The organism is uncultured Brevundimonas sp. (assembly GCF_947305955.1).
In the GTDB taxonomy this organism is placed as follows: Bacteria; Pseudomonadota; Alphaproteobacteria; order Caulobacterales; family Caulobacteraceae; genus Brevundimonas.
Genome location: NZ_CAMZFB010000003.1, coordinates 76,358 through 103,189, shown reverse-complemented (window position 1 = coordinate 103,189; position 26,832 = coordinate 76,358). Strand labels below are relative to the sequence as shown.

Sequence of the window (26,832 nt, the reverse complement as noted above, 5' to 3'; positions counted from 1 at the left end):
GAGGAGCCTTTCATGCCGTCATTTTCCCGTCCTCTCGAAGAGACGCTCCACCGCGCAGTGACCTACGCCAACCAGCGCAGGCACGAATATGCGACGCTGGAGCATCTGCTTTGGGCCTTGATCGACGACCGCGACGCGGCTGCCGTGATGGAGGCGTGTAACGTCGACCTAACGGCGCTTCGTGGTGCATTGGCCGATTATGTCGACAATGATCTGGCTGCGCTGGCGACGGCCGATGGCGATGATGCCAAGCCGACCGCTGGCTTCCAGCGCGTGATCCAGCGCGCGGTCATCCATGTACAGTCTTCGGGTCGCGAAGAGGTGACGGGGGCCAATGTGCTGGTCGCTATCTTCTCCGAGCGCGAAAGCCATGCGGCCTATTTCCTGCAACAGCAGGACATGACCCGCTATGACGCCGTCAACTTCATCGCCCACGGCATCGCCAAGAAGCCCGGTTCCAGCGAGAACCGTCCGGCGCGCGGCACCACCAGCCTTGAAGAGGCCGAAGACGGTTCGGTCGTCAAACAGGGCAGCGAGGCGCTGGAAGCCTATTGCGTCAACCTGAATGAAAAGGCGCGCGAAGGCCGGATCGACCCGCTGATCGGGCGTCAGGCCGAGGTCGACCGCTCGATCCAGATCCTGTGCCGCCGGACCAAGAACAACCCGCTGCTGGTCGGCGATCCGGGCGTTGGCAAGACCGCCATCGCCGAGGGGCTGGCCCGCAAGATCGAAGCCAATGAAGTGCCGGACGTGCTGAAGGGCGCGACCATCTTCTCGCTCGACATGGGCTCGCTGCTGGCCGGAACGCGCTATCGCGGTGATTTCGAGGAGCGCCTGAAACAGGTGGTCAAGGAACTCGAGAACCACGACAACGCCGTCCTGTTCATCGACGAAATCCACACCGTCATCGGTGCGGGTGCGACGTCGGGCGGGGCAATGGATGCGTCGAACCTTCTGAAGCCGGCGCTGGCGTCGGGCACGCTGCGTTGCATGGGCTCGACCACCTACAAGGAATATCGCCAGCACTTCGAAAAGGATCGCGCTCTGGTCCGTCGCTTCCAGAAGATCGACGTCAACGAGCCGACCATCGAAGACACGGTGAAGATCCTCAAGGGGCTGAAGTCCACCTATGAGGAACATCACAAGCTGAAGTTCACCGATGCGGCCATCCGCGCGGCGGTGGACCTGTCGGCCCGCTACATCACCGACCGCAAGCTGCCGGACAAGGCGATCGATGTGATCGACGAGGCCGGTGCCTCGCAGATGCTGCTGCCGGAGAACAAGCGCAAGAAGACCTTGGGCACCAAGGAGATCGAGGCCGTCATCGCCAAGATGGCCCGCATCCCGCCCAAGTCGGTGTCCAAGTCCGACACCGAGGCCCTGCGCGAGCTGGAAGCCGATCTGAAGCGCGTGGTCTATGGTCAGGAAGACGCCATCGAACAGGTCTCGGCGGCGATGAAGCTGGCGCGGGCGGGTCTGCGTGATCCGAACAAGCCGATCGGCTCCTTCCTGTTCAGTGGCCCGACCGGCGTCGGCAAGACCGAAGTCGCTAAGCAACTCGCCGCCACGCTCGGCATCGAGATGCAGCGCTTCGACATGTCCGAATATATGGAGCGCCACACGGTCAGCCGTCTGATCGGCGCGCCTCCGGGCTATGTCGGTCATGATCAGGGCGGTCTGCTGACCGATGCCGTGGACCAGCACCCGCACTCGGTCGTGCTGCTCGACGAGATCGAGAAGGCGCACCCCGACATCTACAACATCCTGCTGCAGGTCATGGACAATGGCTCGCTGACGGATGCGGTGGGCAAGAAGGTCGACTTCCGCAATGTCATCCTGATCATGACGACCAACGCCGGTGCGGCGGACAATGCCCGTAATGCCATCGGCTTTGGCCGCTCCAAGGTCGAGGGCGAGGACGAAAAGGCCATCCAGCGCCTGTTCACGCCCGAGTTCCGCAACCGTCTGGATGCCGTGGTGGCGTTCAAGCCGCTGGCTTCGGACACCATCCGTTCGGTGGTCAACAAGTTCGTCATCGAACTGGAGGCCCAGCTGGCCGACCGCAACATCACCATCGAGCTTTCGGATGATGCGGCGGATTGGCTGGCCAAGAACGGCTTTGATGAACTGTATGGCGCACGTCCGCTGGCTCGCGTCATTCAGGAACACATCAAAAAGCCGCTGGCCAACGACATCCTGTTCGGCGACCTCAGCCGAGGTGGCCATGTCAGGGTTGAGTTGAAGGACGGCAAGATCGCCTTCGACATCACCGCTGGCGGCGGCGCTGCCTCCAAGGAAGAGGAAGAAGAAACGGCCTAAGGTCTGTCTCTTCGCCCAAAACGTTCAGCCCGCTCCGTCTCCTCGGAGCGGGCTTTTCTTTGAGCCGAGCGCGGCGCAATGCTTCGTCTAGGGTAAGGAGCGGCGCGTATGAAAAGCGATATGACCGAGCGGCAGCGCAAATGGTTCGCCTCGCTCGCGGCCAGCCTTCCGGTCAAGACCGGCAAGTCGCTTGAAGCGTGGGCCGACATCATGCGCGCCTGTCCGGAGACGACCCACAGAGCGCGTTTGAAATGGCTGAAGGACCATCATGGTGTCAGCCAGAACTATGGATCGATGATCATAAATGTCGCCTTCCCGGAGGAGGGCGGACATTGGGATGATGCCGAGACTTTGCGGAAGGACCTGTGGCGCGATGTGGCGGTTCTGGAGGCCGTCGAGCGGCTGGCCGACGCCATACCGGATGTGGTCCAGACCCAACGCAAAACCTACACCGCATTTTCCCGCAAGGTGCAGTTTGCCGCCATGCGGCCGCTGAAATCGGGCGGGGCGGTTTTCGGGCTTAAGCTGTCGCTTGAGGCATCTGGACGATTGAAGGCTCCGGCGCGTAGCGAAAGCTGGTCGGAGCGACTGGTGTCGGTCGTCGAGCTGCCGGATGCGGCATCGGTGGACGACGAGGTCGCCCGTCTCTTCGCGCTGGCCGCTGAAAATGGATGAGCCGGCAAAAAGCCGGGCCAGACACTGTCTGACCCGGCTTGATGGTTTCAGTCGTTGGCGCGCTTAGCGCTTGCGGCCCAGACCGCTGAGCAGGATGGCGGCACCGGCGAGGATGCCGGTGGTGAGAAGCGGCTTGTTGCGGGCGAACTCGATGCCCTTCTTGGCCGGTTCGCGCAGGTCGGCCGGAGCCTTGTCAGCCAGACCGTCCAGACCGTCGATCACGCGGCCATAGGCAGCTTTCGCACGGCCAGTCGCTTCCTTGGCAGCGCCTTCAACCTTCAGCTTGGTGTCGCCGGTCAGGTTGCCAAGGCCGCTCTTCACCTTGCCTTCGACTTCGTCAAATGCGCCTTCGATGCGTTGATCAGTCATGGGTTGTTTCCTTCGGGGGGAGAAAAAGGGGGACAGCCCGTAATAGCGTTCGGCGGAGGCGAGGGTTCCGGTTTGTTAACGAATTAGGCCTGCCTGAACGGTGATAATTCCCGCGTCATGGCGTCGCGCTCGGCGGCGACAGCGGGGCCTTCCTGTTTCAGGTAGCGCGCGACCGGATCGGCCAGTGCCGGATCGGAAATATAGTGGGCCGAATAGACGGGCGAGGGCAGGTAGCCGCGCGCGATCTTGTGGTCGCCCTGCGCGCCCGCCTCGACTCGCGACAGGCCGTTTTTCAGCGCGAATTCGATGGCCTGATAGTAGCAAAGCTCGAAATGCAGGAAGGGCTTGTCGATCAAGGTGCCCCACTGCCGACCGTAAAGGGCGTCGCGTCCGATGAAGTTGATCGCGCCCGCGACAGGCGTTTCGCCATTGAACGCCATGACCAGCGCCACCTTGTCGGCCATGGTCAGGCCGATGCGGGTAAAGAAGTCGCGCGTCAGATAGGGGCGGCCCCATTTGCGGTCGCCCGTGTCAATGTAAAAGGCGAAGAAGGCGTCCCAATGGGCTTCGGTAATCTCATCGCCCGACAGGATGCGGATATCCAGTCCGTCCTGCGCCTCGCGCCGTTCGCGGCGGATGGTCTTGCGGCGGCTGGCCGACAGGGCACCAAGGAAGTCGTCGAATGTCGCCCAGCCCTGATTGCGCCAGATGAATTGGATGTCCTGACGTTGCATCAGCCTGTGCTGGCCCATCAGCGACCATTCGGCCTCGGTGGGAAAGTTCACGTGCAGGGATGACAGGCCCATCTGCTCGCACAGCATGACGGCCCCCTGGATCAGTCCCTGACGGACGGTGTCGGGATCGGCACTCAGCGCCACCAACAGGCGCGGCCCCGTGGCGGGGGTGAAGGGAATGGCGCAGAGCAGTTTGGGATAATAGCGACCACCGGCCCGTTGATAGGCGTCGGCCCATGAATGGTCGAAAACATATTCGCCCTGACTGTGCCCCTTCAGATAGAGGGGCATGGCCCCTACGGGGGTGCCGTCTTCGGCGTGCAAAGTCAGGTGGCGTGGTGCCCATCCCTGTTCGGGAACGGCGCTGCCGGACGCCTCGCAGGCATCCAGAAAATCGTATGTGACGAAAGGGTCGCCCGTCGGAGCTGCGAGACTGTCCCAAGCCTCGCGTCCGACACTGGCGACCCCGCCGTGAACCTGAAGCTTCAGGCTCACTTCACCTCGACGATAGCGTCCACTTCAACGGCGAAGCCCAGCGGCAGCTTGTACACGCCAACAGCCGAGCGGGCGTGTTTGCCGGCATCGCCGAACACTTCGACCATCAGGTCCGAGGTGCCGTTGATAACGCCCGGAATGGCTTCGAAGTCCGGACCAGCTTGCACGAAGCCGCCCAGCTTCACGATGCGGACCACGCGGTCCAGATCGCCGTCGAGAGCCGCCTTGATCTGGGCGATCAGGTTCAGACCGCAGAGGCGGGCGGCCTTCTGGGCCTCTTCCGGCGTGACGTCGACGCCGACGGTGCCCTTGATGCCGCCGTTGGCATCGTTCGACAGCTGGCCCGAGATGGTCAGGGTGTTGCCCGAGCGGACATAGGAGACATAGGAGGCAACCGGCTTGGCGGGCTCCGGCAGGGTGATGCCGAGTTCGGTAAGGCGGGCTTCGATGCTCATATCAATCTCCAGATAATGGGGGTCGGACAGGGATTTAGCGCGGGGCAGGGTGTCTGTCTGCCCCTACGTCACCCGAGTTGATCGAAATCGATCAGGGTTTCTTGAGCACGCGTCCGGCCACGACGGCATCGGAGCCGAATTTGGCCCTGAGCGCGTCGATGGCGGTTTCGGTTTTCAGGGCGCGGGCTTCGTCTGTCTGGAACAGTCCGGCGGGGGCGTCGTGGGCATCGACCACCTCGGCCATGCCAATGCCGATCAGCCGGTAGGGTATACCCAATTCAGGCTTCAGCAGGTCGCGGCCCGCGTTGAACAGGGCCCGCGCCGTCTGCACCGGATCGGGCAGGGTGATGCGGCGGGTGATAATCTTGAAGTCCGTCCGGCGCAGCTTCAGCACGATGACGCGGCTGGAGACGCCGTCGCGGCGGGCCTTGCTGGCCAACTTTTCGCACAGCGGCCACAACTCGGCCTCCAGCGCTTCTTGCGTCGTCAGGTCCTCGTTGAAGGTGGTCTCGGCGCTCATGCCCCTACGGTCATGATCGGGGTTCACGGGGCGGCTGTCGCGGGCGTGGCTGAGTTCGTGCAGGCGCAGGCCGCTCTCGCCATAGCGACGGATTAGGTCCTTCACATCGGCATTGGCCAGATCACCCACGGTGGCAAAGCCGTCCGAGCGTAGCTGCTGGCTGAACACCGGCCCGACGCCGGGCAGGATTTTGACCGGACGCGGTGCCAGCAGCGCCTTGGCCTCGGCCTTGCCGATCACCGAGAAACCGCGCGGCTTGTCCAGTTCGGACGCGATTTTCGCCAGAAAGCGGTTGGGAGCGAGGCCGATGGAGACGGTCAGGCCAACCTCGTCCTCGATCCATTTTTGCAGGCGGGCCAACTGCCATGCCGCCGAGCCACCGTTCAGACGCTCGGTCCCCGACAGGTCGATCCACGCCTCGTCCAGCGACAGGGTCTGTACCAGCGGGGTCAGCTTTGCGACCGCGCCGAAAATGCGGGCGCTTTCATGCTGGTATTTGGCGAAGTCGGGCTTGATGACGACCGCTTCGGGGCAAGCTTTCAGCGCCTTGAACATCGGCATGGCGCTGCCGACGCCATAAAGGCGTGCGACATAGCAGGCGGTGGAGACGACCCCGCGCTTGCCACCGCCGATGATGACGGGCTTGTCGCGCAGCTCGGGGCGATCGCGCTTTTCGACCGAGGCGTAGAAGGCATCGCAGTCCAGATGGGCCATGGTCAGCTGGCCCAGCTCGGCATGACAGACCATGCGCGGCGAGCCGCACGCCGGACAGCGGCGGGCTTGGGCCTCTCCGGTCCAGAGGCAGTCACGGCACAGGGACTGGATAGCCGAGGTCATGGTTCGAAAAATTCCGGTCCTTCACGTCAGTTTAAGACAGTGCGGCCAAGCTGATCCTAGAGAGGCTCCTATACCCCAAATGGGGGAAGGAGGCGGGGAATTGGTTACAACAACCAAGGTGTCGGATGTCCAAGACAGTCCTCATCGTCGAGGATAACGAGCTGAACATGAAGCTTTTTCATGATCTGCTTGAATCTCAGGGCTACGAAACCCTGCAAACCCGCGAGGGTATGCAGGCGCTTCACCTTGCGCGCACCCATCATCCCGATCTGATCCTTATGGATATCCAGTTGCCGGAAATTTCCGGCCTGGAAGTCACGAAATGGATCAAGGATGATGAAGAACTTAGCAATATTCCTGTTATTGCGGTCACAGCCTTTGCTATGAAGGGCGACGAAGAGCGTATCAAACAGGGCGGCTGTGAGGCCTATATCTCCAAACCCATCTCGGTCTCGACCTTTCTGGATACTGTCAGGCAGCATCTGGAAGGCTAGCGCATGAGCGCACGCATTTTGGTGGTGGACGACGTTGATACCAACGTGCGTCTGCTCGAGGCCAAGCTGACCATTGAATATTATGATGTGTTGACGTGCCGTGACGGCGCGGCGGCCATCGAACTAGCGCGTGCCGAGCAGCCCGATCTGATCCTGCTCGACGTCATGATGCCCAATATGGACGGGTTCGAGACGTGCAAGCGGCTGAAGGACGATCCCTCTACCCGGCACATCCCTGTGGTTCTGGTCACAGCGCTGGACGGGCGGCCTGACCGTATAAAGGGGCTGGAAGCGGGGGCGGACGACTTCCTCAGCAAGCCTCTGGACGACATCATCTTGATGGCGCGGGTGCGCAGCCTGACACGGTTGATGATCGTCATCGACGAACTGCGCGAGCGCGAACAGAGCGTCAACCGCATCGGCATCGGCGATGCGGGCGTGGAACGACTTCGCGGCACGGGCGGGCGTATCTTGATCGTCGATGATAACGAGGATCAGGCCCAGCGTATGATGTACGAACTGGGCAAGATGCATCGCCCCGTTCACATCCGGCCCGACAGCCGTGACCTGGGCGCGTCCATGAGCGGCGTGGACCTGATCATCATCAATACGGTGACCAAGGGCTTTGACGGTCTGCGGTTGCTGGCCCATCTGCGGGCGCGGGAGAATACGCGCAACCTGCCGATCCTGACGGTGGTGGATGCCGAGGACCGCCAGCGACTGGTCAAGGCGCTGGAACTGGGGGCCAGCGACATCGTCACCGTGCCGGTCGATCCCGAGGAACTGGCCGTGCGTACGGTGACGCAGGTGCGCCGCAAGCGTTACGCCGAGTTTCTGCGCGAGCGGCTGGAGCGCAATCTGGAAGCGGCGGTCACCGATGTGCTGACCGGCCTGCATAACCGTCGCTACATGGCCAGCCAGCTCAGCTCGATGGTGGCGCGGGCCAACCACGGCGGGGATTCGATTGCGGTTCTGATCCTCGATCTGGACCATTTCAAAGCCATCAACGACAGCTTTGGCCACGATGCGGGCGACGAGGTCCTGCGCGAATTTGCCGTGAGGGTGGCCACCAGGGTGCGCGCGGTCGATCTGCCTTGCCGTCTGGGTGGCGAGGAGTTCGTGGTCGTCATGCCGGGAACGTCGCTGGAAGATGCCCAGCGGATTGCCGAGCGTATCCGTCGCGATGTCAGTCAGGTGCCGTTCCGCATTGCCTCAACGGGCGAGCAGTTGAACGTCACGGTGTCGGTCGGCGTCGCCGCCTCGGTCGAGGGGGATACGCCCGAGAGCCTGCTGAAGCGCGCCGATCAGGGCGTCTATGAAGCCAAGAAGCTGGGTCGCGATAAGGTCGCGGTGCGCGCCGCCTGATCCGTCTCAGGCTGGATACCGGACATAGAAAAACGCCCGCCTGAAAATCAGACGGGCGTTTGTTATCAGGCTGAAAGAGCCGCCCTGCATCACGCAGGGCAGGGTCTTACTTGATCTTGCCTTCTTTGAACTCGACGTGCTTGCGCACGACCGGATCGTACTTCTTCACGACCATCTTTTCGGTCATGGTACGGGCGTTCTTCTTGGTGACATAGAAGAAGCCGGTGTCGGCGGTGGAGTTCAGACGGATCTTGATCGAAGCCGGTTTGGCCATCGGAATAAACCTCTGCGACGGCGAAAGCCGCTTGAAATGGAAGGCGCGGAACATACTCCGCCACGCGCCAAAGTCAACGGGCGGAATGCCACGTTGAGCACTCGCCGTCATGAGCTACGCTTTTAGCATGAAATTGACCCAAATTGCACCCGCTTTCGCCATTTCTGCCGCTGTTTTCAGCGTTTTAGCGACCGCTTCACCGACCGCCGCTATGGAATCAGTGCCGGAACAGGACGCTTTTTTCGCGAATCTGCAAACGCTGTGCGGCCAGAGATTCGAGGGCCAAGTCATCAATCCCGGCCCGACGGACGGTGATTTCGCCGGAAAACGCCTGCTGATGCATGTGCGTGACTGCGAGGCGAACGAGATTCGCATTCCCTTCTGGGTCGGTGATGACCATTCGCGCACATGGTTCATTACCCGCACCGAAAACGGCCTGCGCCTGAAGCACGACCACCGTGACCCTGACGGCACCGCCCACACCCTGCACTGGTACGGCGGCGAGACGGCCAACAACGGCTCGCCCAAGCGTCAGGAGTTTCCGGTGGATCAGGAATCGATCGATCTGTTCACCGCAAACGATTCCTCGGCGTCCAACACCAACATTTGGGCCGTCGAAGTCCACCCGACCCAGACCTATGTCTATGAACTGCGCCGTCCCAATGGCCGCCACTTCCGTGTCGAGTTCGACCTGACCCGTCCGGTTGTCGAATAGGCGATAGCCACAGCCGATCAATCAAAAGCCGCCGGAGATGATCCGGCGGCTTTTTCGATGGAGTCAGTCGCGCCGCTCGATGCGGTGCTGGCCATGCAGCATCCGCACGAAGGGGATAGGGCGGTTCGGGTTTTCCATCTGCTCCAAGGCCTCGCCCAGAACGAAGCGGGTGATGGACGGCAGTTCCAGCGCCATGGCGTCCTTGATCGGCAGCCATGCGATTTCGTCCAGTTCGCCCGAGCTGACGATATTGTCCGGATCGCGCAGGGCTTCGACCGGAGCGGTGAAGAACCGCGCGTCAAAGCGGCGCGTGCGGCCCGGTGGCGTGATGGCGCGGGCGATATAGGTCAGGCACGACAGGTCGGGAAGGGCACCGGCCTGACGGTATTCCCGCCACGGCCCGACCACCGAGGCCACAGGGGCGCTGCGGCCAAGGATCAGGCCCGTTTCCTCGAACGTCTCGCGGATGGCCGTCAGGGCCAGCGCACGGGCACGGCGGGCGGGCAATTCCTTTTCCAGCCGCCGTGCCGTCTCGCTGTTCAGATCGCCCGTATATCCGGCGCGAAAGTCGGACGGGTCGATACGGCCACCGGGAAAGACCCATTTATTGGCCATAAAGACATGGCTGTCGGCGCGTCGGCCCATCAGGACTTCAAGGTTCCGTCCGCCGCGCGTCAGGATCAGGGTCGCCGCATCGCGGGGGCGCTGGCGGCTCCCGACGTTGGCGGCGTCCCGCAGGTCCATCTGTGCGTCGAACGGTTCGCTCACTTACGCTTGCCCTTACGGACGCCTTTCAGGCCGCCCAGAGGCTTGCCGCCGTTACGGGCGCGGGCGGACTTGCCCTTGCCATTACCCTTGAAGCTGCCGCCCTTCTGGTTGCGGCCACGCATGCCCAGACGCGGCATGGCGGCGTTCGGGTCACGCGGGGCCGGATCGGACATCATCTGGAACACCAGACCGCCCGTGATCGGCGTTGCCTCGGCCAGCAGCACTTCGACATTCAGGCCCAGCGGATAACGCTTGCCCGAACGTTCACCCACCAGAGCATGCGTGCGGTCGTCGTGGACGAAATATTCGTCACCCAGCGACGACACCGGCACCAGTCCGTCGGCACCCGTCTCATCCAGACGCACGAACAGGCCAAAGCGGGTGACGCCCGTGATGCGGCCCGTGAACACGGCCCCCACGCGGTCCTCGAGGAAGGCGGCGATATAGCGGTCCATCGCCGCACGTTCCGCCGCCATCGAGCGGCGCTCGGTGTCGGTGATGTGTTCGGCGATACCTTCCAGCTCGGCCATCTCGCGGTCGGTCAGGCCGTCATCGCCAAAGCCGTTCGCACGGATCAGGCCACGGTGGACCATAAGGTCGGCATAGCGTCGGATCGGCGAGGTGAAGTGGGCATAGCGGTCGAGGTTCAGGCCGAAGTGGCCCACGTTCGACGGCGTATAGAAGGCCTGCATCTGGGTGCGCAGGACCACTTCGTTGACGACCTCGGCGTGCGGGGTGTCCTTGATCTCGGCCAGCAGCTTGTTGAAGCGCTTGGTGGTCGGGGCCTCGCCCTTGGCCCAGCTCTTGCCGATGGTGTGCAGGAAGTCGGACAGGTTGAAGATCTTTTCCTGACTGGGCGTCTCGTGGACACGGTAGATCAGGGGAATGCGCGCCTTTTCCAGCGTTTCGGCGGCGCAGACGTTGGCCTGCACCATCATCTCTTCGATCAGGCGGTGCGCTTCCAGCGACTGGCGCGGCAGGATGGCCTTGATGCCGCCGTCGGGCGACATCTGCACGCGGCGCTCAAGGCTCTCGATGGCCAGAGGGGCGCGGCGCTCGCGGCCCTTCAGCATACAGGCATAGGCGTTCCACAGCGGATACAGGATGGTATCCATGATCGGGCCAGTGGTGTCGTCCGGCTGGCCGTCAATGGCGGCCTGTGCCTGCTCATACGACAGCTTGGCGTGCGACCGCATCAGGCCGCGTGTGAATTTGTGGCCGATCTTCTTGCCGGTTTTGTCGAACACCATACGCACGGCCATGGTGGCGCGGTTCTCGCCCTGTTTCAGGCTGCACAGGCCGTTCGACAGCACTTCCGGCAGCATGGGCTCCACGCGGTCGGGGAAGTAGGTCGAGTTACCCTTGGCGCGGGCCTCGCGGTCCAGCGCGGTGTTCGGGCGCACATAGGCGGCGACATCGGCGATGGCGACCCAGACGACCCAGCCGTCGGGGTTCTTTTCATCGGTGTCGCGCTCGGCATAGACGGCGTCGTCGTGGTCGCGCGCGTCCTGCGGGTCGATGGTGACGAAGGGGATGTGGCGCAGGTCCTCGCGGCCCTTGAGGGTCGGCAGTTCCTGATTGTTCGCCTCGTCCTCGACGGCCTGCGAGAAGCCGACGGGGATGCTGTTCTGATAGATGGCGATGATGGAGGCGGCGCGGGGATCGTCCTCGCGGCCGATGTGTTCCAGCACCTTGCCGCGCTTGGGACCATAACGGCCCTCGCGCTTCTCGGCGGCGGCCAGAACCAGATCGCCTTCCTTCAATCCCTCGGCCAGAGCGGCGGGGATGACGAGGAATTCCTTGTCCTTCTTGTCCACCGGCTCGATGCGGACCTCGCGGTGGCCCTTGCGGACCACGCCCAGCATCTTGGTGCCTTCGGAGTCCAGCTTCTTGACCATGCGGGCTTCATAGCCATCGGCCACACGGCTGAATTTCACCAACAGCCGGTCACCCATGGCTGGAGCCGGGCCGCGACGGTCCTTGTCGGCCACCAGCACGGCCTGAGGCGCATCGGCGTCGCCCTTGACCAGCTGGACAATCATCTCGCCGTCGTCGGTGCGGGCCACCACATCGACCACGCCGACGGGGGGCAGGGTGCCGGCCTCGGCAAAGCCCTTGCGGCCGCGCTTGCCGAGTTTGCCCTCGGCCTCCAGCTCGCGCAGCATTTCGCGCAGCATGCGCCGTTCCACGCCCTTCAGGCCAAAGGCACGGGCGATGTCGGATTTCTCGGCCTCTCCGGCTTCGCGCAGGAAGGCGAGGAGGGTGTCTTTATCGGGGAGGCCCGCGGTCGGGCGCTTGGGAGTTTTAGCCATTACGCCCTCAATAACGCGCTTTTCGACGAAAAGGTGAAAACTTGCACAAGTTGACCGCGAAGCTCGCTCGGCTCAGCCTCTGGTTTAATCGCTATCTGGAGCACAATCCCATGTCGCTGACCGACACGCCTTCTCTGTCCCGACCGTCGAAGTCGCTATTGGACCTGATCGGCAACACGCCGATGGTCGAGGTGACCAAGCTGGACACCGGCAAGTGTCGCCTGCTGATCAAGCTGGAAAGCCAGAATCCGGGCGGCTCTATCAAGGACCGCATCGCCCTGAACATGATCGAGGCCGCCGAGAAATCGGGCCTGCTGCAACCGGGCGGCACCATCGTCGAAGCCACCGCCGGTAACACCGGTCTGGCCCTGACGCTGGTCGGAAAACAAAAGGGTTACAATGTCTTGCTGGTCATTCCTGACAAGATGTCGAAGGAAAAGATCCAGCATCTGCGCGCCATGGGTGCCGATGTTCGCCTGACCCGTTCGGACGTTCCGCACGGCCACCCCGAATATTACACCGACATGGCCGAGCGCCTGTCGCAGCAGATTCCGGGTGCCTATTACGTCAATCAATTCGCCAACGACGCGAACTCCGAAGCCCACTTCAAATCGACCGGACCGGAGATCTGGGAACAGACCGGCGGCCAGATTGACGCCTTCGTGGCCGGTATCGGCTCGGGCGGCACGATCACCGGTATCGCACGATATCTAAAGTCTAAGGGCTCCAAGGCAGAAATTCTGCTGGCTGACCCGGTCGGCTCGGGCCTTGCGGGAATCGTCAACGAGGGCAAATCCGGCCCCGACGGCTCCTATACGGTCGAGGGTATCGGGCAAAACTTTGTGCCGGACACCGCCGACATCAGCCTCGTGGACAAGGCCTATTCGATCCCCGATGCGGAATCGATCGCGACAGCACGCGAGCTGCTGCTGAAGGAAGGCGTGCTGGCCGGCTCGTCGTCGGGCTGCCTGATCGCCGCCGCCCTGCGCTGGTGCAAGGAGCAGACCGAGCCCAAGACCATCGTCACCTTCGTCTGCGATACCGGCGCCAAGTATCTGTCCAAGGTCTATAACGACACCTGGCTGGCCGATCAGGGCCTGACCGAGCGCGAGATCAAGGGCAACCTGTCGGACCTGATCACCCGCAAATACGAAAAGGGTGACGTGGTCGTCGTCGGTCCGGAAGACACCATCGACACCGCCTTCAAGCGCATGCGCGGCAGCGACGTGTCGCAGCTTCCGGTCATTCAGGACGGTCGTCTGGTCGGCATCGTCGACGAAAGCGACATCGTGCACCTGATGAACACCGACGAGATCACCCGCAAGGAACGTTTCGCCAAGACGGTGAACACCGCCATGACCCGTGATCTGGATACGGTTCAGGTGACCGAGGATCTCGACGCCCTGATCCCGCTGTTTGACCGTGATCGCGTGGCCATCGTGCTGGACGGCGAAAAGTTCGTCGGCCTGATCACCCGCGCCGACCTTATCAACCACCTCAGCCTGAACCGTTAAGCTTATGACTGACAAGAAAAATCATCAGGGCTTTTCGACCCGCGCCATCCATGCGGGACAGGAGCCGGACCCGTCGACCGGCGCGGTGATGGTGCCGATCTACGCCACCTCGACCTTCGCGCAGGAAAGCCCGGGCGTGAACAAGGGCTTTGAGTACGCCCGCGGCAAGAACCCGACCCGCATGGCGTTCGAGGCCTGTATCGCGGACCTTGAGGGCGGCGTTCAGGCTTTTGGTTTTGGCTCTGGCATGGCGGCGACGTCTACGGCGCTGGAACTTCTCGATGCTGGTTCGCACATCGTCACGGGCGATGACCTGTACGGCGGCTCGTGGCGCCTGTTCGAGCGTGTGCGCCGTCGCTCCATGGGGCTGGACTTCAGCTATGTGGACCTGAGCGATCTGGCGGCGGTCGAGGCGGCCATCACCGAGAAGACCCGCATGCTGTGGGTCGAAACGCCGACCAATCCGATGATGAAGCTGGCCGACATCGCCGCTCTGTCGAAGATCGCCAAGGCGCATAACCTGATCCTCGTGGTCGATAACACCTTTGCCTCGCCCTACTGCCAGCAGCCGCTGTCGCTGGGCGCGGACATCGTCATGCACTCGGCGACGAAATACCTGAACGGCCACTCTGACGTGGTCGGTGGTGTGCTGATCGCCAAGACGCCGGAAATGGCGGCCGAACTAAAGTTCCTGCAAAACTCCATCGGCGGCGTGATGGGCCCGTTCGACGCCTTCCTTGTGAACCGTGGCCTGAAAACGCTGGCGCTTCGGATGAAGGCGCACTGCGACAATGCCCTGAAACTGGCACAGTGGCTGGAAACCCGCGAGGGCGTGAAGAAGGTCATCTATCCGGGGCTGGAAAGCCACCCGCAGCATGAGCTGGCCAAGGCCCAGATGACGGGCGGTTTTGGCGGCATGGTGTCGGTGGTGATCGATGGCGATCTGGAACGCACCAAGCGCGTTCTGGAGCGCGTGCGTGTGTTCACGCTGGCGGAATCGCTGGGCGGTGTTGAAAGCCTCGTGAACCATCCGGCCATCATGACCCACGCCTCCATCCCCAAGGATGTCCGCGAGGCCAGCGGCGTGACCGACAGCCTGATCCGCCTGTCGGTGGGCGTCGAGGATATCGACGATCTGATCGCCGATCTGGATCAGGCCCTGTCCTGATCCTGACATCTGTGTGATGCTTCAAGGGGCCGGGGTTCACGAAAGGAACTCCGGCCCCTAGTCTTTAGGGATGCTGCAATACGACGCCCTGCGCGCCCGATTAGCCGAATATCCCGCTGCCGAAATGGCAGTTGGTCTCCTTATCCTCGCCCTGATTGCCTTTATTGCCGACTTTGTTGTCAGGCGTCTGCTGACGCGTGTCCTGCTCAAGATCGTCGGGCTGAAGACGGATGATCTGGATGTGCTGCTGCGTCCTGTGGTGCGCAATCTGGCGCGGGTTGTCCCCTCGCTGGTGATCCAGTTCGGCATTGGCTCTGTACCGCATCTGGCACCGGTCGCGGCCAATCTGATCCGCAATGTCGTGGGGGCGTTCACGATTGTGGCCGTTGTGCTGGCGATCGCCAGCGCGCTGGACATGGCCAATGCCCTCTATAACCGCACCGAACGCGCGCACCGCAAGAGCATCAAGGGCTATTTGCAGGTGGTGAAGCTGGTCTTCTTTGCCATTGCCACCATTTTGGTGATCGCAACGCTGATCGACCGGTCGCCGCTGCTGTTGCTCTCGGGTCTGGGGGCGCTGGCGGCGGTGCTGATGCTGGTGTTCAAGGACACCATTCTGTCGCTGGTAGCGTCGGTCCAGTTGAACTCTAACGACATGCTGCGGGTAGGGGACTGGATCGAGATGCCCCAGATGAGCGCAGATGGCGATGTGATCGACATCGCGCTTCATACTGTCAAGGTTCAGAACTGGGATAAGACCATCACCACTATTCCCACGTGGAGACTGATCAACGAACCCTACAAGAACTGGCGCGGGATGCAGGAAAGCGGTGGCCGTCGCATCAAGCGTTCTCTGCTGATCGATCAGAACAGCGTGCGGTTTCTAACGTCTGAAGAGCGCGAGAAAATGCGCCGTATCATGCTGATCGACGACTATCTGGCGACCAAGGCGCAGGAACTGGATGACTGGAACCGCCAGTTGATCGAGAGCGGTCGTGACCCAGTCAATACGCGCCGAGCGACCAATCTGGGCACATTCCGCGCCTATGTTCAGCACTATCTTAAAAACCATCCGCGCATCAGCCAGCATATGACGCAACTGGTCCGGCAGATGGCCCCTACAGAGATGGGGCTGCCGCTGGAAATTTACTGCTTCACGTCGACAACGGCGTGGGCGGACTATGAAGCCATTCAAGCCGATATTTTCGATCACCTTCTGGCGATCCTGCCGGAATTCGGGCTCAGGCTGGCCCAGCAACCGACAGGGGCCGACATGGCCGCCGTGTTCACGGCTCTGGGCCGCGAGGCATAAAAAAGGGGGCCGTTGGCCCCCTTTTCCATGATCAGAAGCTGTAGGTAAGGCCAGCCACGACGCTGTCCTTGTGGGCCTCGACCGGAAGGTTGGCGTCGGTGCCGTGCCAGCGCACGTCCACGCCCAGCTTCGGCGTGATGGCATAGGTCACACCGGCATTATAACCAGTGTAGTCGACGTTGTTTTCCTGATCGCGGTAGCCGATCTCGCCCGAGACCGACAGCTTGCGGGTGATCGGATAGGCGGCATAGGCCGACACCCACACCCACTGTTCGGTGACACCCAGACCGTCCGGCGAGTACTCGGCGCGCAGGCGGGTGCGAGTCTTGCCGACGGTGCGGGTCAGATCGACCTTGGTTTCAAAGGTGTCGCCATCGAAGCCGGCATTGGCGTCGATCAGGGCCTTGTAGCTGATCTGCAGATCGGCGTTGAAGCCAGCGAACTCGGTGCGCACGCCGGTGAAGGCGGCCAGGCCGAGGTCGGCACCGCCCATGTCCAGCGTCTCATAGGCGGCCTGTGCATAGACACCGTTGGCAGCCGAGTTCCACGTTGCGTGGCCCCAGGTGTAAGCCTTGCCTTCGGACTTGGAGATGTCGCGCTGGCGGTTATCGGATGCTGCGCCGACGGTAAAGTTGATCGTGCCCGATTGAGCGTGGGCAAGGCCGGCCGGAACGAGGGTGGTGGCGGCGATTGCCAGGGCAATCAGGGAAGAGGACAGACGCATACATACTCCGCGTATCAATGTAAGCGCGCGGGGTAGCTTTGCCATAAACGGGCTACAAGTTGTTGAAACTACTTAGATTTTGTAAACCGGCGTTCTGTCGCTCTTTCCGTAGAGGCGTTTAGAAGGCGTAGGCGATGCCTGCGACCAGCTTGTCTTTGTACTGTTCGTCGCTGCTGTCAGCGTCGGTGCCGTGCCAGCGCAGGTCCAGTTCCAGCGCGCGGGTCAGGGCATAGGACACCCCGACATTATAGCCGGTATAGGAGGTCGAGCCGTTCTGGTCGCGATAGCCGATTTCGGCGCTGGCGTTCAGCTTGTCCGTGAAATCCCAGCCAGCGCGGGCGGCAACCCACGTCCATTCCTTCACCGGACCGGCACCATCGGGCGAGTGCTGTACGCGCAGGCGGGCGCTGGCCGGACCGATGGAGCGCGACATGTCGGCGGTGAACTCCCACGCGTCGTCATCCACGCCCGGATTGGAATCGAGACGCCATTTGTGGGCGGCGTTCAGGTCGAAATCGAAGCCGGCCCATTGCGGGCGGATACCGGCGCTGACACCGACCTCAAGGTCGGAGCCACGGCTCTTGACCGTTTCAAAGGCTGGACCGGCGTAGAAAAAGCCGCTGTCATTGGTCCAGATCGCCTCGCCCCAGACGGACGGATCACCTTCGGACTTGGAAGCCGCCTTGGAGCGGTTGTCCGTATTGGCACCGACCGCAAAATCCCATGAACCGGACTGGGCCTGTGCCAGCGAGGGCAGGCCGATCATCAGGCCCGCGGCCAGAACAAGGGCGGGGGAGGCAGTCAGGCGCATAGGTACTCCGGTACGTCTTTTCGAAAGGCGGGACTTTGGCCTATCGCCGCTTTGTGTCAAATTGTGCGCATGCGGACGAAAACTCCTGCGACAGTCTGTCCACCAGCTGCGCGGTCGGCAGGATGTCGTGGATGGCCCCGACGCCGTGACCCGCTGACCAGACGGTTTTCCACGCCTTGGCTTCCGCGCCCATGTCCAGCTTGTGCTCGGGCAGGGTCTTGGGATCGATCCCGTTCTCGATCAGCGACTTGGTCATGAAGTTCGCCGGAATGCCCGATACGGCGGGCGTATGGACGATGTCCGTTGCGCCGCTGTCGATGATCATCTGCTGATAGGCGGCGTCGGCCTGTGCCTCGGTCGTGTTGATGAAGCGGGTGCCCATATAGGCAAAGTCGGCCCCCATCATCAGGGCGGCGGCGACGTCCTGTCCGGTGGATATTGCGCCCGCCAGAATGATGGTCCCGTCAAAGAAGCTGCGAACCTCGTTGATCAGGGCAAAGGGGTTGATGATGCCTGCGTGCCCACCGGCGCCGCCTGCCACAAGGATCAGGCCGTCCACGCCCGCCTCGGCAGCCTTTCGGGCATGGCGCACGGTGGCGATGTCGTGGAATACCTTGCCGCCATAGCCCTGAACCGCCTTTACCACATCGGCCACGGCCCCCAGCGAGGTGATGACCAGCGGCACCTCTTCCTCGATGGTGACGGCAAGGTCGGCCATCAGGCGGTCGTTGGTATTGTGAACGATGTGGTTGACGCCAAAAGCCGCTGCATCGGGGTTAAGCCGCGACTTGATGTCCTTCAGCCACTCCCGATAACCCTCGGTCGTGCGCTGGTTCAGCGACGGGAAGGTGCCGATGATCCCGCTGTTGCACGCCTCGACCACCAGATCCGGCCCCGACACCAGAAACATCGGCGAAGCGATCACGGGCAGCTTCAGCCCCTTTTGCAGGGAAGCGGGAATGGCCATGGGTGTCCTCCGGTGCGTTTTGTTTCGCTACGGATAACATGGATGTGGCGGCGCGGGTAATCCTTGGCCCTTGCGGTTATGGCCTTAGTGGGTGCGTATGGGCAGTCGAATGCGGAAGACGCGGTCACCGCTTTCTTGCGGGATCAGCCGTGCGGAATAGAGCGCGACCTTGGCGGCCTCTCCGAAACCATAACCCTCAGGCGTCTCGCTTTCGACATTACAGGCTCGGATCACCCCGTCCGGCGATGCGCCGCAGATTAGAGTTGCGGCTCCGTTGACGTTTTCGCGAACCGCTCTTTGCGGACGTGCGGATTCCGGCAGACGAGGCGGGACGGAGAAGCGGGGAATGTCACTCGGCGAGCGCGTTTCCAGAATGGCGTTGTAATGCAGATCCGCAGCTTGCCCGGATAGTGGCTGTTGGCGCACTTGATCTTGCGCGACAGCCGTCGAGACTGTGCCCGCAGCGGTCACGACAGCCGTTGCAAGAAGAATAGCCTTGGATTTTGAATCCAACATGGTGGCCTCCGTATGGATAGGCACCATGCTGAAAGTGACGACCGCAGAGCAAGCGTGGCTCTGTAAATGTTGGTGAAGCCCGCAATCGCGACGGTGCCAACCTCGCTTAGTCGGTCGCACTGACAGAACCAGCTCGAAAATCATGCCGATCACGGCAATGATTTGAACCGGGAAGCTTCTCATCTTATGTGAACACCAACACCCCTGCGTCGAAGATCGGCCGTGTTCGCCGGATCGATGCAAGCCACAAAACAGACCCACGGTATTCCATGTCGCACTACACAGACGGCCTGTCGCAGCTCGGTACGCAGATTGCGGCCCCGACCAATCCCGAAGAGGCCGTGCTGGAGCGGGTCCCGAACCCGCACAACGACACCATGTATGTCGCGCGCTTCACCGCGCCCGAGTTCACCAGCCTGTGCCCCGTGACGGGCCAGCCGGACTTTGCCCACATCGTCATCGACTATGTGCCCGGTGACTGGCTGGTCGAGTCCAAGTCGCTGAAGCTGTACCTGACCTCGTTCCGCAACCACGGCGCCTTCCACGAGGACTGCACCGTCTCCATCGGCCGTCGCCTGAACGACCTGTTGCAGCCGAAGTGGCTGCGTATCGGCGGCTATTGGTATCCGCGCGGCGGTATCCCGATCGACGTGTTCTGGCAGTCGGGTCCGGCACCGGAAGGCGTGTGGATCCCCGAACAGGGCGTGCCGACCTATCGCGGTCGCGGTTGATGCGGGCCGCGCGCTTGGTTGTCGCTGTGTCTAACCGGATCGCCCGTCGATGATCGAGCAGTACGGTTGGTCCGACCATTTTGCCGAAGCATTCGATGCCGTGGCGCGCGAGGGGCACATGCCCGCGCGCGTCATCCTGCAACAGCGGGGTGGCTATATTCTGGTGACCGACAAGGGCGAGGTTCGCGCCCGCGCTGCCGGACGCCTGCTGCACGAGGCCGACGATGTGGGCCAGCCGTGCGTGGGCGACTGGGTCTCGCTGTCGATCAATGAAAAGGACGGTCTGGGCACGGTCCACACCATCCTGCCGCGCCAGACCTCGTTTGTGCGCCGCGCGATCGAGGACGCCTCGCGTCTGACCCAGATCATCGCCGCCAATATCGATGTCGCCTTCATCGTCACCTCGATGAATGCGGACATGAACCTGCGCCGTATCGAACGCTATCTGGCTGCAACGCGCCAGAGCGGGGCCCAGCCGGTGATTGTGCTGACCAAGGCCGATCTGGTCGATGATCCGTCCGAACAGATCGCGGCGGTTTCGGCGCTCGATGCCAACTGTCCGGTGATCACCGTCTCGGCCAAGGACGGGACGGGGCTGGATCAGGTGTTGTCGTGGGTCAAACCGCGCCAGACCTGTGTGCTGATCGGCTCTTCGGGCGTGGGCAAGTCCACGCTGGTAAATACCCTGATGGCCGAGGATGTGATGGTCACCCGCGCCATCCGCGAATCCGACGATCAGGGCCGCCACACCACCAGTCACCGCCAGCTGATCGTCTTGCCCAATGGCGGGATGCTGGTAGACACGCCCGGTATCCGCGAAGTCGGCCTGATCGACACCGATGAGGGCGTCAGCGAGGTGTTCGACGACGTCGAGCAGCTGGTTCAGGAATGCCGTTTCAGCAACTGTGGCCACACGACCGAGCCGGGCTGTGCCGTGCGGGCGGCGTTGGCGGACGGGACGCTGTCGCCGGAACGCTGGGACAGTTTCCAGAAGCTGACGCAGGAAATGAACAACAAGAAGGAAAAGGCCGAACGCGCCGCCCACGATGCGGAACGCCGTCGCCAGATCGTCCAGCAGAAGAAATATCGCGCCACCAAGCGTGACTATCGCGGGCGCAAGGACATCTAGGCCATCTTGTGGCCTGTTTGGCGGGCTATGGGGGCCGTCAAATCCCTCAAGGAAAGATTCCCATGTCCGTCTATACCAGCGTGATGATCACGGCCTCGCAAGGCGATGAAAACGCCGAAGTCGATACCCTGACCGAAGAGTTCGGCAGCGAGGCCGAGGTTATCGGCTACACCCGTCGTATGGCGGACGAGCTGGTCGGACTGGCCGACGATCTGAAGCTGGAGTTCGAATACAGCAGCATCAGCATCCACAAGGGTGACGTGATCGACGAAGACCTGACGCCGGAACACGAGTCCTTCATGGGCCTGTGGGTTCTGGACGAAGAAGGTCCGGAATACGTCACCGCCGAGGAATATGCGGCGGAAGAAGACAACGACGACGAAGACGAAGCCGGCGAGTAATCGCCCTCGCGGTCATCGACAGTCTGAACCATAAAAGGCGGTCACCTCGCGGTGGCCGCCTTTTCCTTTGCGTCATGCCTTAGCGGCGGACGGCGTATTGGGCGCTGATCCAGCCCTGGTTGCGGATGTGCAGCCAGTTGCCGCTAACGCGGTCGACTTGAACCGTGCGGCCAGCGCGGACTTGGCCAACCCGGCGCGATTGCGTCGAGGCCCGTTCACGCACATTGACCGTGGTGGTCACGCGATAGGTCCCCGTTTGCAGGCGGGCGGCCGGACGGTGCGACGGAGTCGGGGCCGGACGGACAACAGGGCGGGCAGCCGGAGCTTGCTGCGGGCGGCTCACGGTCGGCGCATTGCGCGACGGCGTGACATGACGCTCGTTCGCGGCAGGTGCACGGTCGGCCGGTCCGCGTTGGACCTGTGCTGCCGATGCCGCCAGCGGTGCCGACAGGGCAACCATACCGGCCAGAGCGGCGGTGAAGACGGCGGTGTTGTTGAACTTGGTCATTGGGGTAGCTCCGTTGTGGTGCGATCCCCTTATGGGCCTGCGAAGCTGAACGGCTTTGCGACGGGGCATGACAGAAACCATTCAGACTTCGATTGTTTTTAAGGCATTTGCGTCTGCATCGTTTCTCCACACCAACTCCACTGGCCGTGGTAGCGCGCGCGGGAGAGGGTGCGGGCCATGTCGCAGATACAGACCATACCGCTGGAATCATGGGGCCGACGCCTGTTGGCTAGGGCCGAGGCGTGGGCGGATGTTTCGCCGCTTCGCAGGGGTTTGTTCGAGTTCGTCTGGTTCGGGTTCAAACAGGCGTGGGCCTGTCTGTTCGGCGGGGCGCTGTTGGGGCTGATCCTGCTGACTTATTTGTGCTGGCCAGCGGATAGCGTCATCAGCCGCTATGATTTTTTGGTGGTGGGGGCCGTTGTCATTCAGGGGCTGATGCTGGCCTTTCGGCTGGAGACCCTCGATGAGGCCAAGACCATATTCCTGTTCCACATCGCCGGAACAGTGATGGAGCTGTTCAAGACCTATCACGGGTCGTGGATCTATCCCGAGGACAGCCTGCTGCGGATCGGGGCGGTGCCTCTGTTCTCGGGCTTCATGTATGCGGCGGTCGGCAGCTATATCGCGCGGGTCCAGCGCGTCTTTCACATCGGCGTCAGGGACTATCCGCCGCTGTGGCAGACGTGGGTGCTGGCGGGGGCGATCTATGTGAACTTCTTCGCCCACCACTGGCTGTGGGATGTGCGGTATGTGTTGTTTGCCGCGACGGCGCTGATTTTCTGGCGGGGGCGGTTCTGGTTTCGCACCGACAGGCGTCGGCGTTCCATGCCGCTGCTGCTTGGCTATTTTCTGGTCGCGCTGTTTATCTGGCTGGCCGAGAACCTTGCCACGTTCGGGCGGGCGTGGACCTATCCGGATCAGGCAGCGGGCTGGCACATGGTGTCGGTGTCCAAATTCGGCAGCTGGTTCCTGCTGATGATTGTCACGGTGGTGCTGGTGTCCATCGTCCACCGACCGACGCCGGAAGATGAAATCCGCGAATGAGCATAGAAAAAGGCCCGCGACGGGCGGGCCTTTTGAAACGTCAGGGCAGGATTTCGACCCGATCCGAAACCGCGGGACGGGGCCGCTCCAGCGGGGCGACGGGCAGGGTGCCGATATGGATAAACCCCGCGACCTTCTCGCCTTCCTTGACGCCGAACAGGGCCAGAGCCTCGGCGTCAAAGCTGTACCAGTCCGTGATCCAGCTGGCGTTATAGCCCAGAGCATTGGCCGCGTGTTCGATGTTCATGCACACCGCGCCTGCCGACAGTTCCTGTTCCCAGACCGGAACCTTGTGGCCCTGCACCGGCGAGGAGACGACCAGAACCGTCAGCGGCGGATTGGCCAGCTTGCTCAGCACCGCCTTGCCCTTGACCGGATCGGGCAGGCGCGGGGTCATGGCCGTCAGCTTTTCAACGATCTCGGCGCGGGTCTGTGCGCCCAGCACCACCAGACGCCACGGTGTCAGCTTGCCGTGATCCGGCGTCCGAAGGGCCAGCGTCAGCAGGGTCTGGAGCTCTTCACCTGTCGGGGCGGGGGCGGCCAACTGCTGTGCCGGAGCCGAGCGTCGGGTGGCCAAGCGGTTCAGGAGCTCTTCGGAGCGGACGGGCAGGGAAAGTTCGGGCGCGGATACGTCGGTCATGTCCCACAGCTAGGTAATCGCAGCCTTCGTTGCCATATCCCTATTCCAATAAAGATCGGCAGGCGGGCCATTTTGCCACCCGATCCAGGTCGAATGTCGCGCAAAACTGGCATCGAGGGGCTGCGCGGCGTAAGATACAGGCTGACGAAGGACGAAGCATGGCCAAGTTGGAAATCGTATCGCCGGTAACTGGAAGCCCCAGAGACGTTTGGGCCTCGCTGCGCTGTGCCGCAGAGGATGCCGCGCGTGACGAACCGCAACTGGCGTCGCAGTTGAACTCGGTCATCCTGTCCCACGATGATCTGTCGGGCGCGCTCAGCTTCCAGATCGCGCGCAAGCTGGGCGATTCCGAACTGGGAGCCATGACGGTGCGCGAGGTGGCGCTGGCCGCCATGCAGGCCGATCCGTCGATCGTCCGCTCTGCCGAGGCCGACCTGCTGGCCGTGGAAGAGCGCGATCCGGCAATCCGGTCGATGCTGCAACCCTTCCTCTATTTCAAAGGCTATCAGGCCCTGCAGTCGTGGCGCGTCGCGCACTGGCTGTGGGAGCAGGGCCGAGACACTCTGGCCTTCCACTTCCAGAGCCGGATTTCCGAGCTGTTTCAGGTGGATATCCACCCCGCCGCAAAGATCGGTTCGGGCGTCTTTGTGGATCACGGCACCGGAATTGTGATCGGCGAGACGGCTGTCGTCGGCGACGAGGTGTCGATGCTGCATGCCGTCACACTGGGCGGGACGGGTGCCGAACGCGGCGACCGTCACCCCAAGATCGGGCGCGGTGTCCTGCTGGGGGCAGGGGCCAAGGTTCTCGGCAATATCCAGATCGGCGACTATGCCAAGGTGGCCTCGGGTTCGGTGGTTCTGAAACCCGTGCCGAGCGGCTGCACCGTGGCTGGCGTTCCGGCACGACTGGTCAACTGCCCGACCGAGGCGGCTCCGGCCCGTACCATGGATCACACCCTTGCGGATGTGGTCTATGACTATGTGATCTAAATCACGGTTCGCTCGGATGCCTGTGGACGGGCGCGATGCGGGCTTTTCATCCTCGCCCTTGCCCTTTAGGTTCCGCCGCTAACATTCAAACCGAGGCCATCCCCGTGAAAGAATCCGATCTCAAGCGCGTCGAGACCCACCTGAAGCGCACCTTCAACCACGGTGGCATCAAGGTTAAGGCTCGCAAGGTTGCCGACTCGGCCGAAGTCTATGTCGATGACGAGTTCATTGGCGTGATCTTCGAAGACGAAGACGAAGCCGGTTCGTTCATGTTCGAAATGGCCATCCTGTCGGAAGATCTGGCGGACTGATCTTTCCAGCAGACGGAATAGAAAAGGGCCGGTAGCGGATTGCTACCGGCCCTTTTTGTTGGCGTAACGCGCCTTACTTACGGCCGAACAGGCGGGCGAAGAAGCCCGGCTTCTTGACCGGAGCACTCGGTGCGGTCGCGGGCGACTTGGGCTCGGGCGTCGGCTCGTTTTCGGTGGCGACCAGCTTGGGCTCCGGAGCCGCGGCCTCGGTCGGGGTGGGCTTGCCATCGACGCCGTCGCCCGACGTGGGCGCAGCGACCAGGGCTGCGGGTTTTTCCTCTACGGTCGCAGCCAGTTCGGTCTTGGGTGCCGCCGCAGACTTGGTGCCGGTGGTGCGGGCCCTGGGCGCAGCCGCCTTAGGCGCAGCGGGCTTCTTGGGTGCAGCCGGTTTTGCAGCCACCTTGGGGGCTGCGGGTTTGGCCGGAGCGGCCTTGGGTGCTGCAGCTTTCTTGGCAGCGGGAGCCTTTGCGGCCGTCGGCTTAGGCGCAGCGGCCTTGCTTTCAGCGGGCTTTTTCGGCGCTGCGGCGGCCTTGGGGGCTGCCGATTTTGCGGCGGCGGCCTTGGGCGCAGCCTTGGACTTTGGAGTTTTTGCTTCATCCGCAGCCGGTTTTGCGGCAGAAGCGGTCGACTTCGTAGCCGCTTTGGGCTTGGAAGTGGTTGCTGCCGCCTTGGGCGTGGCGGGCTTTTCCGTCGGTGCTTTGGCCATGTAATCCCCAAACCTTGGCTATCAGTGGCGGGACTCAGTCCACCCGCTTTAATCTCCTGTTGTTATCATATCGTTGGTTTTTGGAAATGTCGGAATCTGCTCTTCAAGTGATTGCTCGCGGTTTGCGCGCCCCTGCAGAGGCTGCGGCGGCCGCCATCGACGCTGACGTCCTGCTGGAAGGCGCGACCTATTCGATCCTCGAAGAGGATGAGGACAAGGGCATCTGGCGCATCGACGCCTTCCCCACCACCGACGAGGAGGCCAAGGGCATCGAGGCCCATATGCGCGCCGTCGAGGGTCTGGAAGTGATCGTTGAAAAGCTGGCCGATGCGGACTGGCTGGCGATGAGCCTGTCGGGCCTGCCGCCGGTCGAGGCCGGTCGCTTCTTCGTCTACGGCGCGCACGATCAGGGCAAGATTCCAGAGGGCCGCGTGACCCTGAAGATCGACGCCGGTGCCGCCTTCGGTACGGGCCACCACGGCACGACTGTCGGCTGCCTTGAGGCGTTCGATGTCCTGCTGGGCAAGGGCGAGACCTTTGAGAAGGTTCTGGACGTCGGCTGCGGCACGGGCGTTCTGGCCATCGCTGCGGCCAAAACCGGCACGCCGATCGCCGTCGGCACCGACATCGACGAGGCCTCGGCCCGCATCGCCAACGAAAACGCCGAGATCAACGACGCCAAGTGCGAGTTCTATTTCGCCAGCGGCCTGAACGACGCCCGCGTCGCCCAGCACATGCCGTATGATCTGGTGTTCGCCAATATTCTGGCTGCGCCGCTGGTGGAACTGGCTCCGGAAATCGCCCAGTCGCTGAAGAAGGGCGGCGTCGCCATCCTGTCGGGCCTGCTCAAGACGCAGGAAGAGCGCATCCTCGATGCCTATCGCCCGCTGGGTTTCGTGGTGGAACAGACCATCCATCACGACGCCTGGTCGGCCCTGCAACTGCGTAAGGCCTAAGGTTCTGGAACGGGGGCTTCGGCCCCCGTTTTTTATTGGGCGACGCGTCGTTCTGCCTCTGGAACCTGTC

The 26,832-nt window shown here is 62.5% G+C and carries 29 protein-coding genes; 15 read left to right on the top strand and 14 right to left on the bottom strand.

Annotated elements, in window-relative coordinates; translation table 11 throughout:
• Nucleotides 1-12 precede the first annotated feature (12 nt).
• Nucleotides 13-2,319, top strand: coding sequence for an ATP-dependent Clp protease ATP-binding subunit ClpA (clpA, locus tag Q0Y42_RS01795; RefSeq protein WP_297799510.1), 2,307 nt, complete (start codon nucleotides 13-15; stop codon nucleotides 2,317-2,319).
• Between the two features lie 108 nt (nucleotides 2,320-2,427).
• Entirely contained in the window at nucleotides 2,428-2,994 is a 567-nt protein-coding gene (locus Q0Y42_RS01790; RefSeq protein ID WP_297799508.1) for a DUF4287 domain-containing protein, read from the top strand.
• A gap of 63 nt (nucleotides 2,995-3,057) precedes the next feature.
• On the opposite strand, the gene Q0Y42_RS01785 is transcribed toward Q0Y42_RS01790, so the two are convergent.
• The 4 genes from Q0Y42_RS01785 to Q0Y42_RS01770 all read right to left on the bottom strand — a co-directional run bounded on the left by Q0Y42_RS01785 (nucleotide 3,058) and on the right by Q0Y42_RS01770 (nucleotide 6,404).
• Nucleotides 3,058-3,363, bottom strand: coding sequence for a CsbD family protein (locus Q0Y42_RS01785; RefSeq protein WP_297799507.1), 306 nt, complete (start codon nucleotides 3,361-3,363; stop codon nucleotides 3,058-3,060).
• Between the two features lie 83 nt (nucleotides 3,364-3,446).
• Nucleotides 3,447-4,592, bottom strand: a complete 1,146-nt coding sequence (locus Q0Y42_RS01780; protein WP_297799506.1) for a GNAT family N-acetyltransferase — start codon at nucleotides 4,590-4,592, stop codon at nucleotides 3,447-3,449.
• Complete coding sequence (locus Q0Y42_RS01775) at nucleotides 4,589-5,047, bottom strand: RidA family protein (protein ID WP_292051655.1); 459 nt, start codon at nucleotides 5,045-5,047, stop codon at nucleotides 4,589-4,591. The genes Q0Y42_RS01780 and Q0Y42_RS01775 overlap by 4 nt, the downstream gene beginning before the upstream one ends.
• Nucleotides 5,048-5,138: 91 nt before the next feature.
• Complete coding sequence (locus Q0Y42_RS01770) at nucleotides 5,139-6,404, bottom strand: DNA polymerase IV (RefSeq protein WP_297799503.1); 1,266 nt, start codon at nucleotides 6,402-6,404, stop codon at nucleotides 5,139-5,141.
• Nucleotides 6,405-6,529: 125 nt separating this feature from the next.
• On the opposite strand from Q0Y42_RS01770, the gene Q0Y42_RS01765 reads away from it, so the two are divergent.
• Both Q0Y42_RS01765 and Q0Y42_RS01760 read left to right on the top strand, forming a co-directional pair.
• Complete coding sequence (locus Q0Y42_RS01765; protein WP_297799501.1) at nucleotides 6,530-6,898, top strand: response regulator; 369 nt, start codon at nucleotides 6,530-6,532, stop codon at nucleotides 6,896-6,898.
• 3 nt (nucleotides 6,899-6,901) lie between these two features.
• Nucleotides 6,902-8,263, top strand: a complete 1,362-nt coding sequence (locus Q0Y42_RS01760; RefSeq protein ID WP_297799499.1) for a PleD family two-component system response regulator — start codon at nucleotides 6,902-6,904, stop codon at nucleotides 8,261-8,263.
• 106 nt (nucleotides 8,264-8,369) lie between these two features.
• Here the strand turns inward: Q0Y42_RS01760 and rpmG are convergent, their stop codons facing one another.
• The gene (rpmG, locus tag Q0Y42_RS01755) at nucleotides 8,370-8,537 is read right to left on the bottom strand and encodes a 50S ribosomal protein L33 (RefSeq protein WP_003164451.1); all 168 of its coding nucleotides are present in this window, start codon (nucleotides 8,535-8,537) and stop codon (nucleotides 8,370-8,372) included.
• A gap of 211 nt (nucleotides 8,538-8,748) precedes the next feature.
• Between rpmG and Q0Y42_RS01750 the strand changes: the two genes are divergently transcribed.
• Entirely contained in the window at nucleotides 8,749-9,252 is a 504-nt protein-coding gene (locus tag Q0Y42_RS01750; protein WP_297799497.1) for a hypothetical protein, read from the top strand.
• A gap of 63 nt (nucleotides 9,253-9,315) precedes the next feature.
• Here Q0Y42_RS01750 and Q0Y42_RS01745 read toward each other — a convergent pair whose 3' ends face one another.
• Both Q0Y42_RS01745 and rnr read right to left on the bottom strand, forming a co-directional pair.
• Nucleotides 9,316-10,020 (bottom strand): NUDIX domain-containing protein, encoded by a 705-nt coding sequence (locus tag Q0Y42_RS01745; RefSeq protein WP_297799495.1) that lies wholly within the window; start codon nucleotides 10,018-10,020, stop codon nucleotides 9,316-9,318.
• The gene (gene rnr, locus Q0Y42_RS01740; RefSeq protein ID WP_297799493.1) at nucleotides 10,017-12,332 is read right to left on the bottom strand and encodes a ribonuclease R; all 2,316 of its coding nucleotides are present in this window, start codon (nucleotides 12,330-12,332) and stop codon (nucleotides 10,017-10,019) included. Before rnr ends, Q0Y42_RS01745 begins: the two co-directional genes overlap by 4 nt.
• A 110-nt stretch (nucleotides 12,333-12,442) precedes the next feature.
• Here rnr and Q0Y42_RS01735 point away from each other — a divergent pair, with 110 nt between their 5' ends.
• From Q0Y42_RS01735 to Q0Y42_RS01725, 3 genes are all read left to right on the top strand, one after another.
• On the top strand, nucleotides 12,443-13,846 hold the full coding sequence (locus Q0Y42_RS01735) for a cystathionine beta-synthase (protein WP_297799491.1): 1,404 nt from the start codon (nucleotides 12,443-12,445) through the stop codon (nucleotides 13,844-13,846).
• Nucleotides 13,847-13,850: 4 nt separating this feature from the next.
• Nucleotides 13,851-15,014 carry a cystathionine gamma-synthase gene (locus Q0Y42_RS01730; RefSeq protein WP_297799489.1) on the top strand — a complete coding sequence of 388 codons (1,164 nt, stop codon included), beginning with the start codon at nucleotides 13,851-13,853 and terminating at the stop codon, nucleotides 15,012-15,014.
• Between the two features lie 124 nt (nucleotides 15,015-15,138).
• A complete protein-coding gene (locus tag Q0Y42_RS01725; RefSeq protein WP_297799487.1) occupies nucleotides 15,139-16,326 on the top strand; it encodes a mechanosensitive ion channel family protein in 1,188 nt (395 codons plus the stop codon).
• Nucleotides 16,327-16,357: 31 nt separating this feature from the next.
• Here Q0Y42_RS01725 and Q0Y42_RS01720 read toward each other — a convergent pair whose 3' ends face one another.
• From Q0Y42_RS01720 to Q0Y42_RS01705, 4 genes are all read right to left on the bottom strand, one after another.
• Nucleotides 16,358-17,050, bottom strand: a complete 693-nt coding sequence (locus tag Q0Y42_RS01720; RefSeq protein ID WP_297799485.1) for a TorF family putative porin — start codon at nucleotides 17,048-17,050, stop codon at nucleotides 16,358-16,360.
• A gap of 118 nt (nucleotides 17,051-17,168) precedes the next feature.
• Nucleotides 17,169-17,861, bottom strand: coding sequence for a TorF family putative porin (locus tag Q0Y42_RS01715; protein ID WP_297799483.1), 693 nt, complete (start codon nucleotides 17,859-17,861; stop codon nucleotides 17,169-17,171).
• Nucleotides 17,862-17,901: 40 nt separating this feature from the next.
• Nucleotides 17,902-18,828 (bottom strand): nitronate monooxygenase, encoded by a 927-nt coding sequence (locus Q0Y42_RS01710; RefSeq protein ID WP_297799481.1) that lies wholly within the window; start codon nucleotides 18,826-18,828, stop codon nucleotides 17,902-17,904.
• Nucleotides 18,829-18,912: 84 nt separating this feature from the next.
• Nucleotides 18,913-19,344, bottom strand: a complete 432-nt coding sequence (locus Q0Y42_RS01705) for a hypothetical protein (RefSeq protein WP_297799479.1) — start codon at nucleotides 19,342-19,344, stop codon at nucleotides 18,913-18,915.
• A gap of 269 nt (nucleotides 19,345-19,613) precedes the next feature.
• Between Q0Y42_RS01705 and queF the strand changes: the two genes are divergently transcribed.
• The 3 genes from queF (at nucleotide 19,614) to Q0Y42_RS01690 (ending at nucleotide 21,605) form a co-directional block, all read left to right on the top strand.
• Nucleotides 19,614-20,075, top strand: coding sequence for a preQ(1) synthase (gene queF / locus Q0Y42_RS01700; protein WP_297799477.1), 462 nt, complete (start codon nucleotides 19,614-19,616; stop codon nucleotides 20,073-20,075).
• Nucleotides 20,076-20,124: 49 nt separating this feature from the next.
• Nucleotides 20,125-21,204, top strand: a complete 1,080-nt coding sequence (rsgA, locus tag Q0Y42_RS01695) for a ribosome small subunit-dependent GTPase A (protein ID WP_297799474.1) — start codon at nucleotides 20,125-20,127, stop codon at nucleotides 21,202-21,204.
• 62 nt (nucleotides 21,205-21,266) lie between these two features.
• Nucleotides 21,267-21,605, top strand: a complete 339-nt coding sequence (locus Q0Y42_RS01690; RefSeq protein WP_297799472.1) for a hypothetical protein — start codon at nucleotides 21,267-21,269, stop codon at nucleotides 21,603-21,605.
• A gap of 79 nt (nucleotides 21,606-21,684) precedes the next feature.
• Here the strand turns inward: Q0Y42_RS01690 and Q0Y42_RS01685 are convergent, their stop codons facing one another.
• Nucleotides 21,685-22,113: an SH3 domain-containing protein gene (locus Q0Y42_RS01685; RefSeq protein ID WP_297799470.1), complete on the bottom strand. Its 429-nt coding sequence runs from the start codon at nucleotides 22,111-22,113 to the stop codon at nucleotides 21,685-21,687.
• A gap of 177 nt (nucleotides 22,114-22,290) precedes the next feature.
• Here Q0Y42_RS01685 and Q0Y42_RS01680 point away from each other — a divergent pair, with 177 nt between their 5' ends.
• Nucleotides 22,291-23,157 carry a DUF817 domain-containing protein gene (locus tag Q0Y42_RS01680; protein ID WP_297799468.1) on the top strand — a complete coding sequence of 289 codons (867 nt, stop codon included), beginning with the start codon at nucleotides 22,291-22,293 and terminating at the stop codon, nucleotides 23,155-23,157.
• A gap of 40 nt (nucleotides 23,158-23,197) precedes the next feature.
• Here Q0Y42_RS01680 and Q0Y42_RS01675 read toward each other — a convergent pair whose 3' ends face one another.
• Nucleotides 23,198-23,797 carry a nitroreductase gene (locus tag Q0Y42_RS01675; RefSeq protein WP_297799466.1) on the bottom strand — a complete coding sequence of 200 codons (600 nt, stop codon included), beginning with the start codon at nucleotides 23,795-23,797 and terminating at the stop codon, nucleotides 23,198-23,200.
• A 158-nt stretch (nucleotides 23,798-23,955) separates the two neighbouring features.
• Between Q0Y42_RS01675 and cysE the strand changes: the two genes are divergently transcribed.
• Nucleotides 23,956-24,789 (top strand): serine O-acetyltransferase, encoded by an 834-nt coding sequence (gene cysE / locus Q0Y42_RS01670; protein ID WP_297799464.1) that lies wholly within the window; start codon nucleotides 23,956-23,958, stop codon nucleotides 24,787-24,789.
• A gap of 104 nt (nucleotides 24,790-24,893) precedes the next feature.
• On the top strand, nucleotides 24,894-25,100 hold the full coding sequence (locus Q0Y42_RS01665; protein ID WP_297799462.1) for a DUF3126 family protein: 207 nt from the start codon (nucleotides 24,894-24,896) through the stop codon (nucleotides 25,098-25,100).
• A 73-nt stretch (nucleotides 25,101-25,173) separates the two neighbouring features.
• On the opposite strand, the gene Q0Y42_RS01660 is transcribed toward Q0Y42_RS01665, so the two are convergent.
• Nucleotides 25,174-25,806 carry a hypothetical protein gene (locus tag Q0Y42_RS01660; protein ID WP_297799460.1) on the bottom strand — a complete coding sequence of 211 codons (633 nt, stop codon included), beginning with the start codon at nucleotides 25,804-25,806 and terminating at the stop codon, nucleotides 25,174-25,176.
• 86 nt (nucleotides 25,807-25,892) lie between these two features.
• Here Q0Y42_RS01660 and Q0Y42_RS01655 point away from each other — a divergent pair, with 86 nt between their 5' ends.
• Nucleotides 25,893-26,762: a 50S ribosomal protein L11 methyltransferase gene (locus Q0Y42_RS01655; protein ID WP_297799458.1), complete on the top strand. Its 870-nt coding sequence runs from the start codon at nucleotides 25,893-25,895 to the stop codon at nucleotides 26,760-26,762.
• The last annotated feature ends 70 nt before the right edge of the window (nucleotides 26,763-26,832 follow it).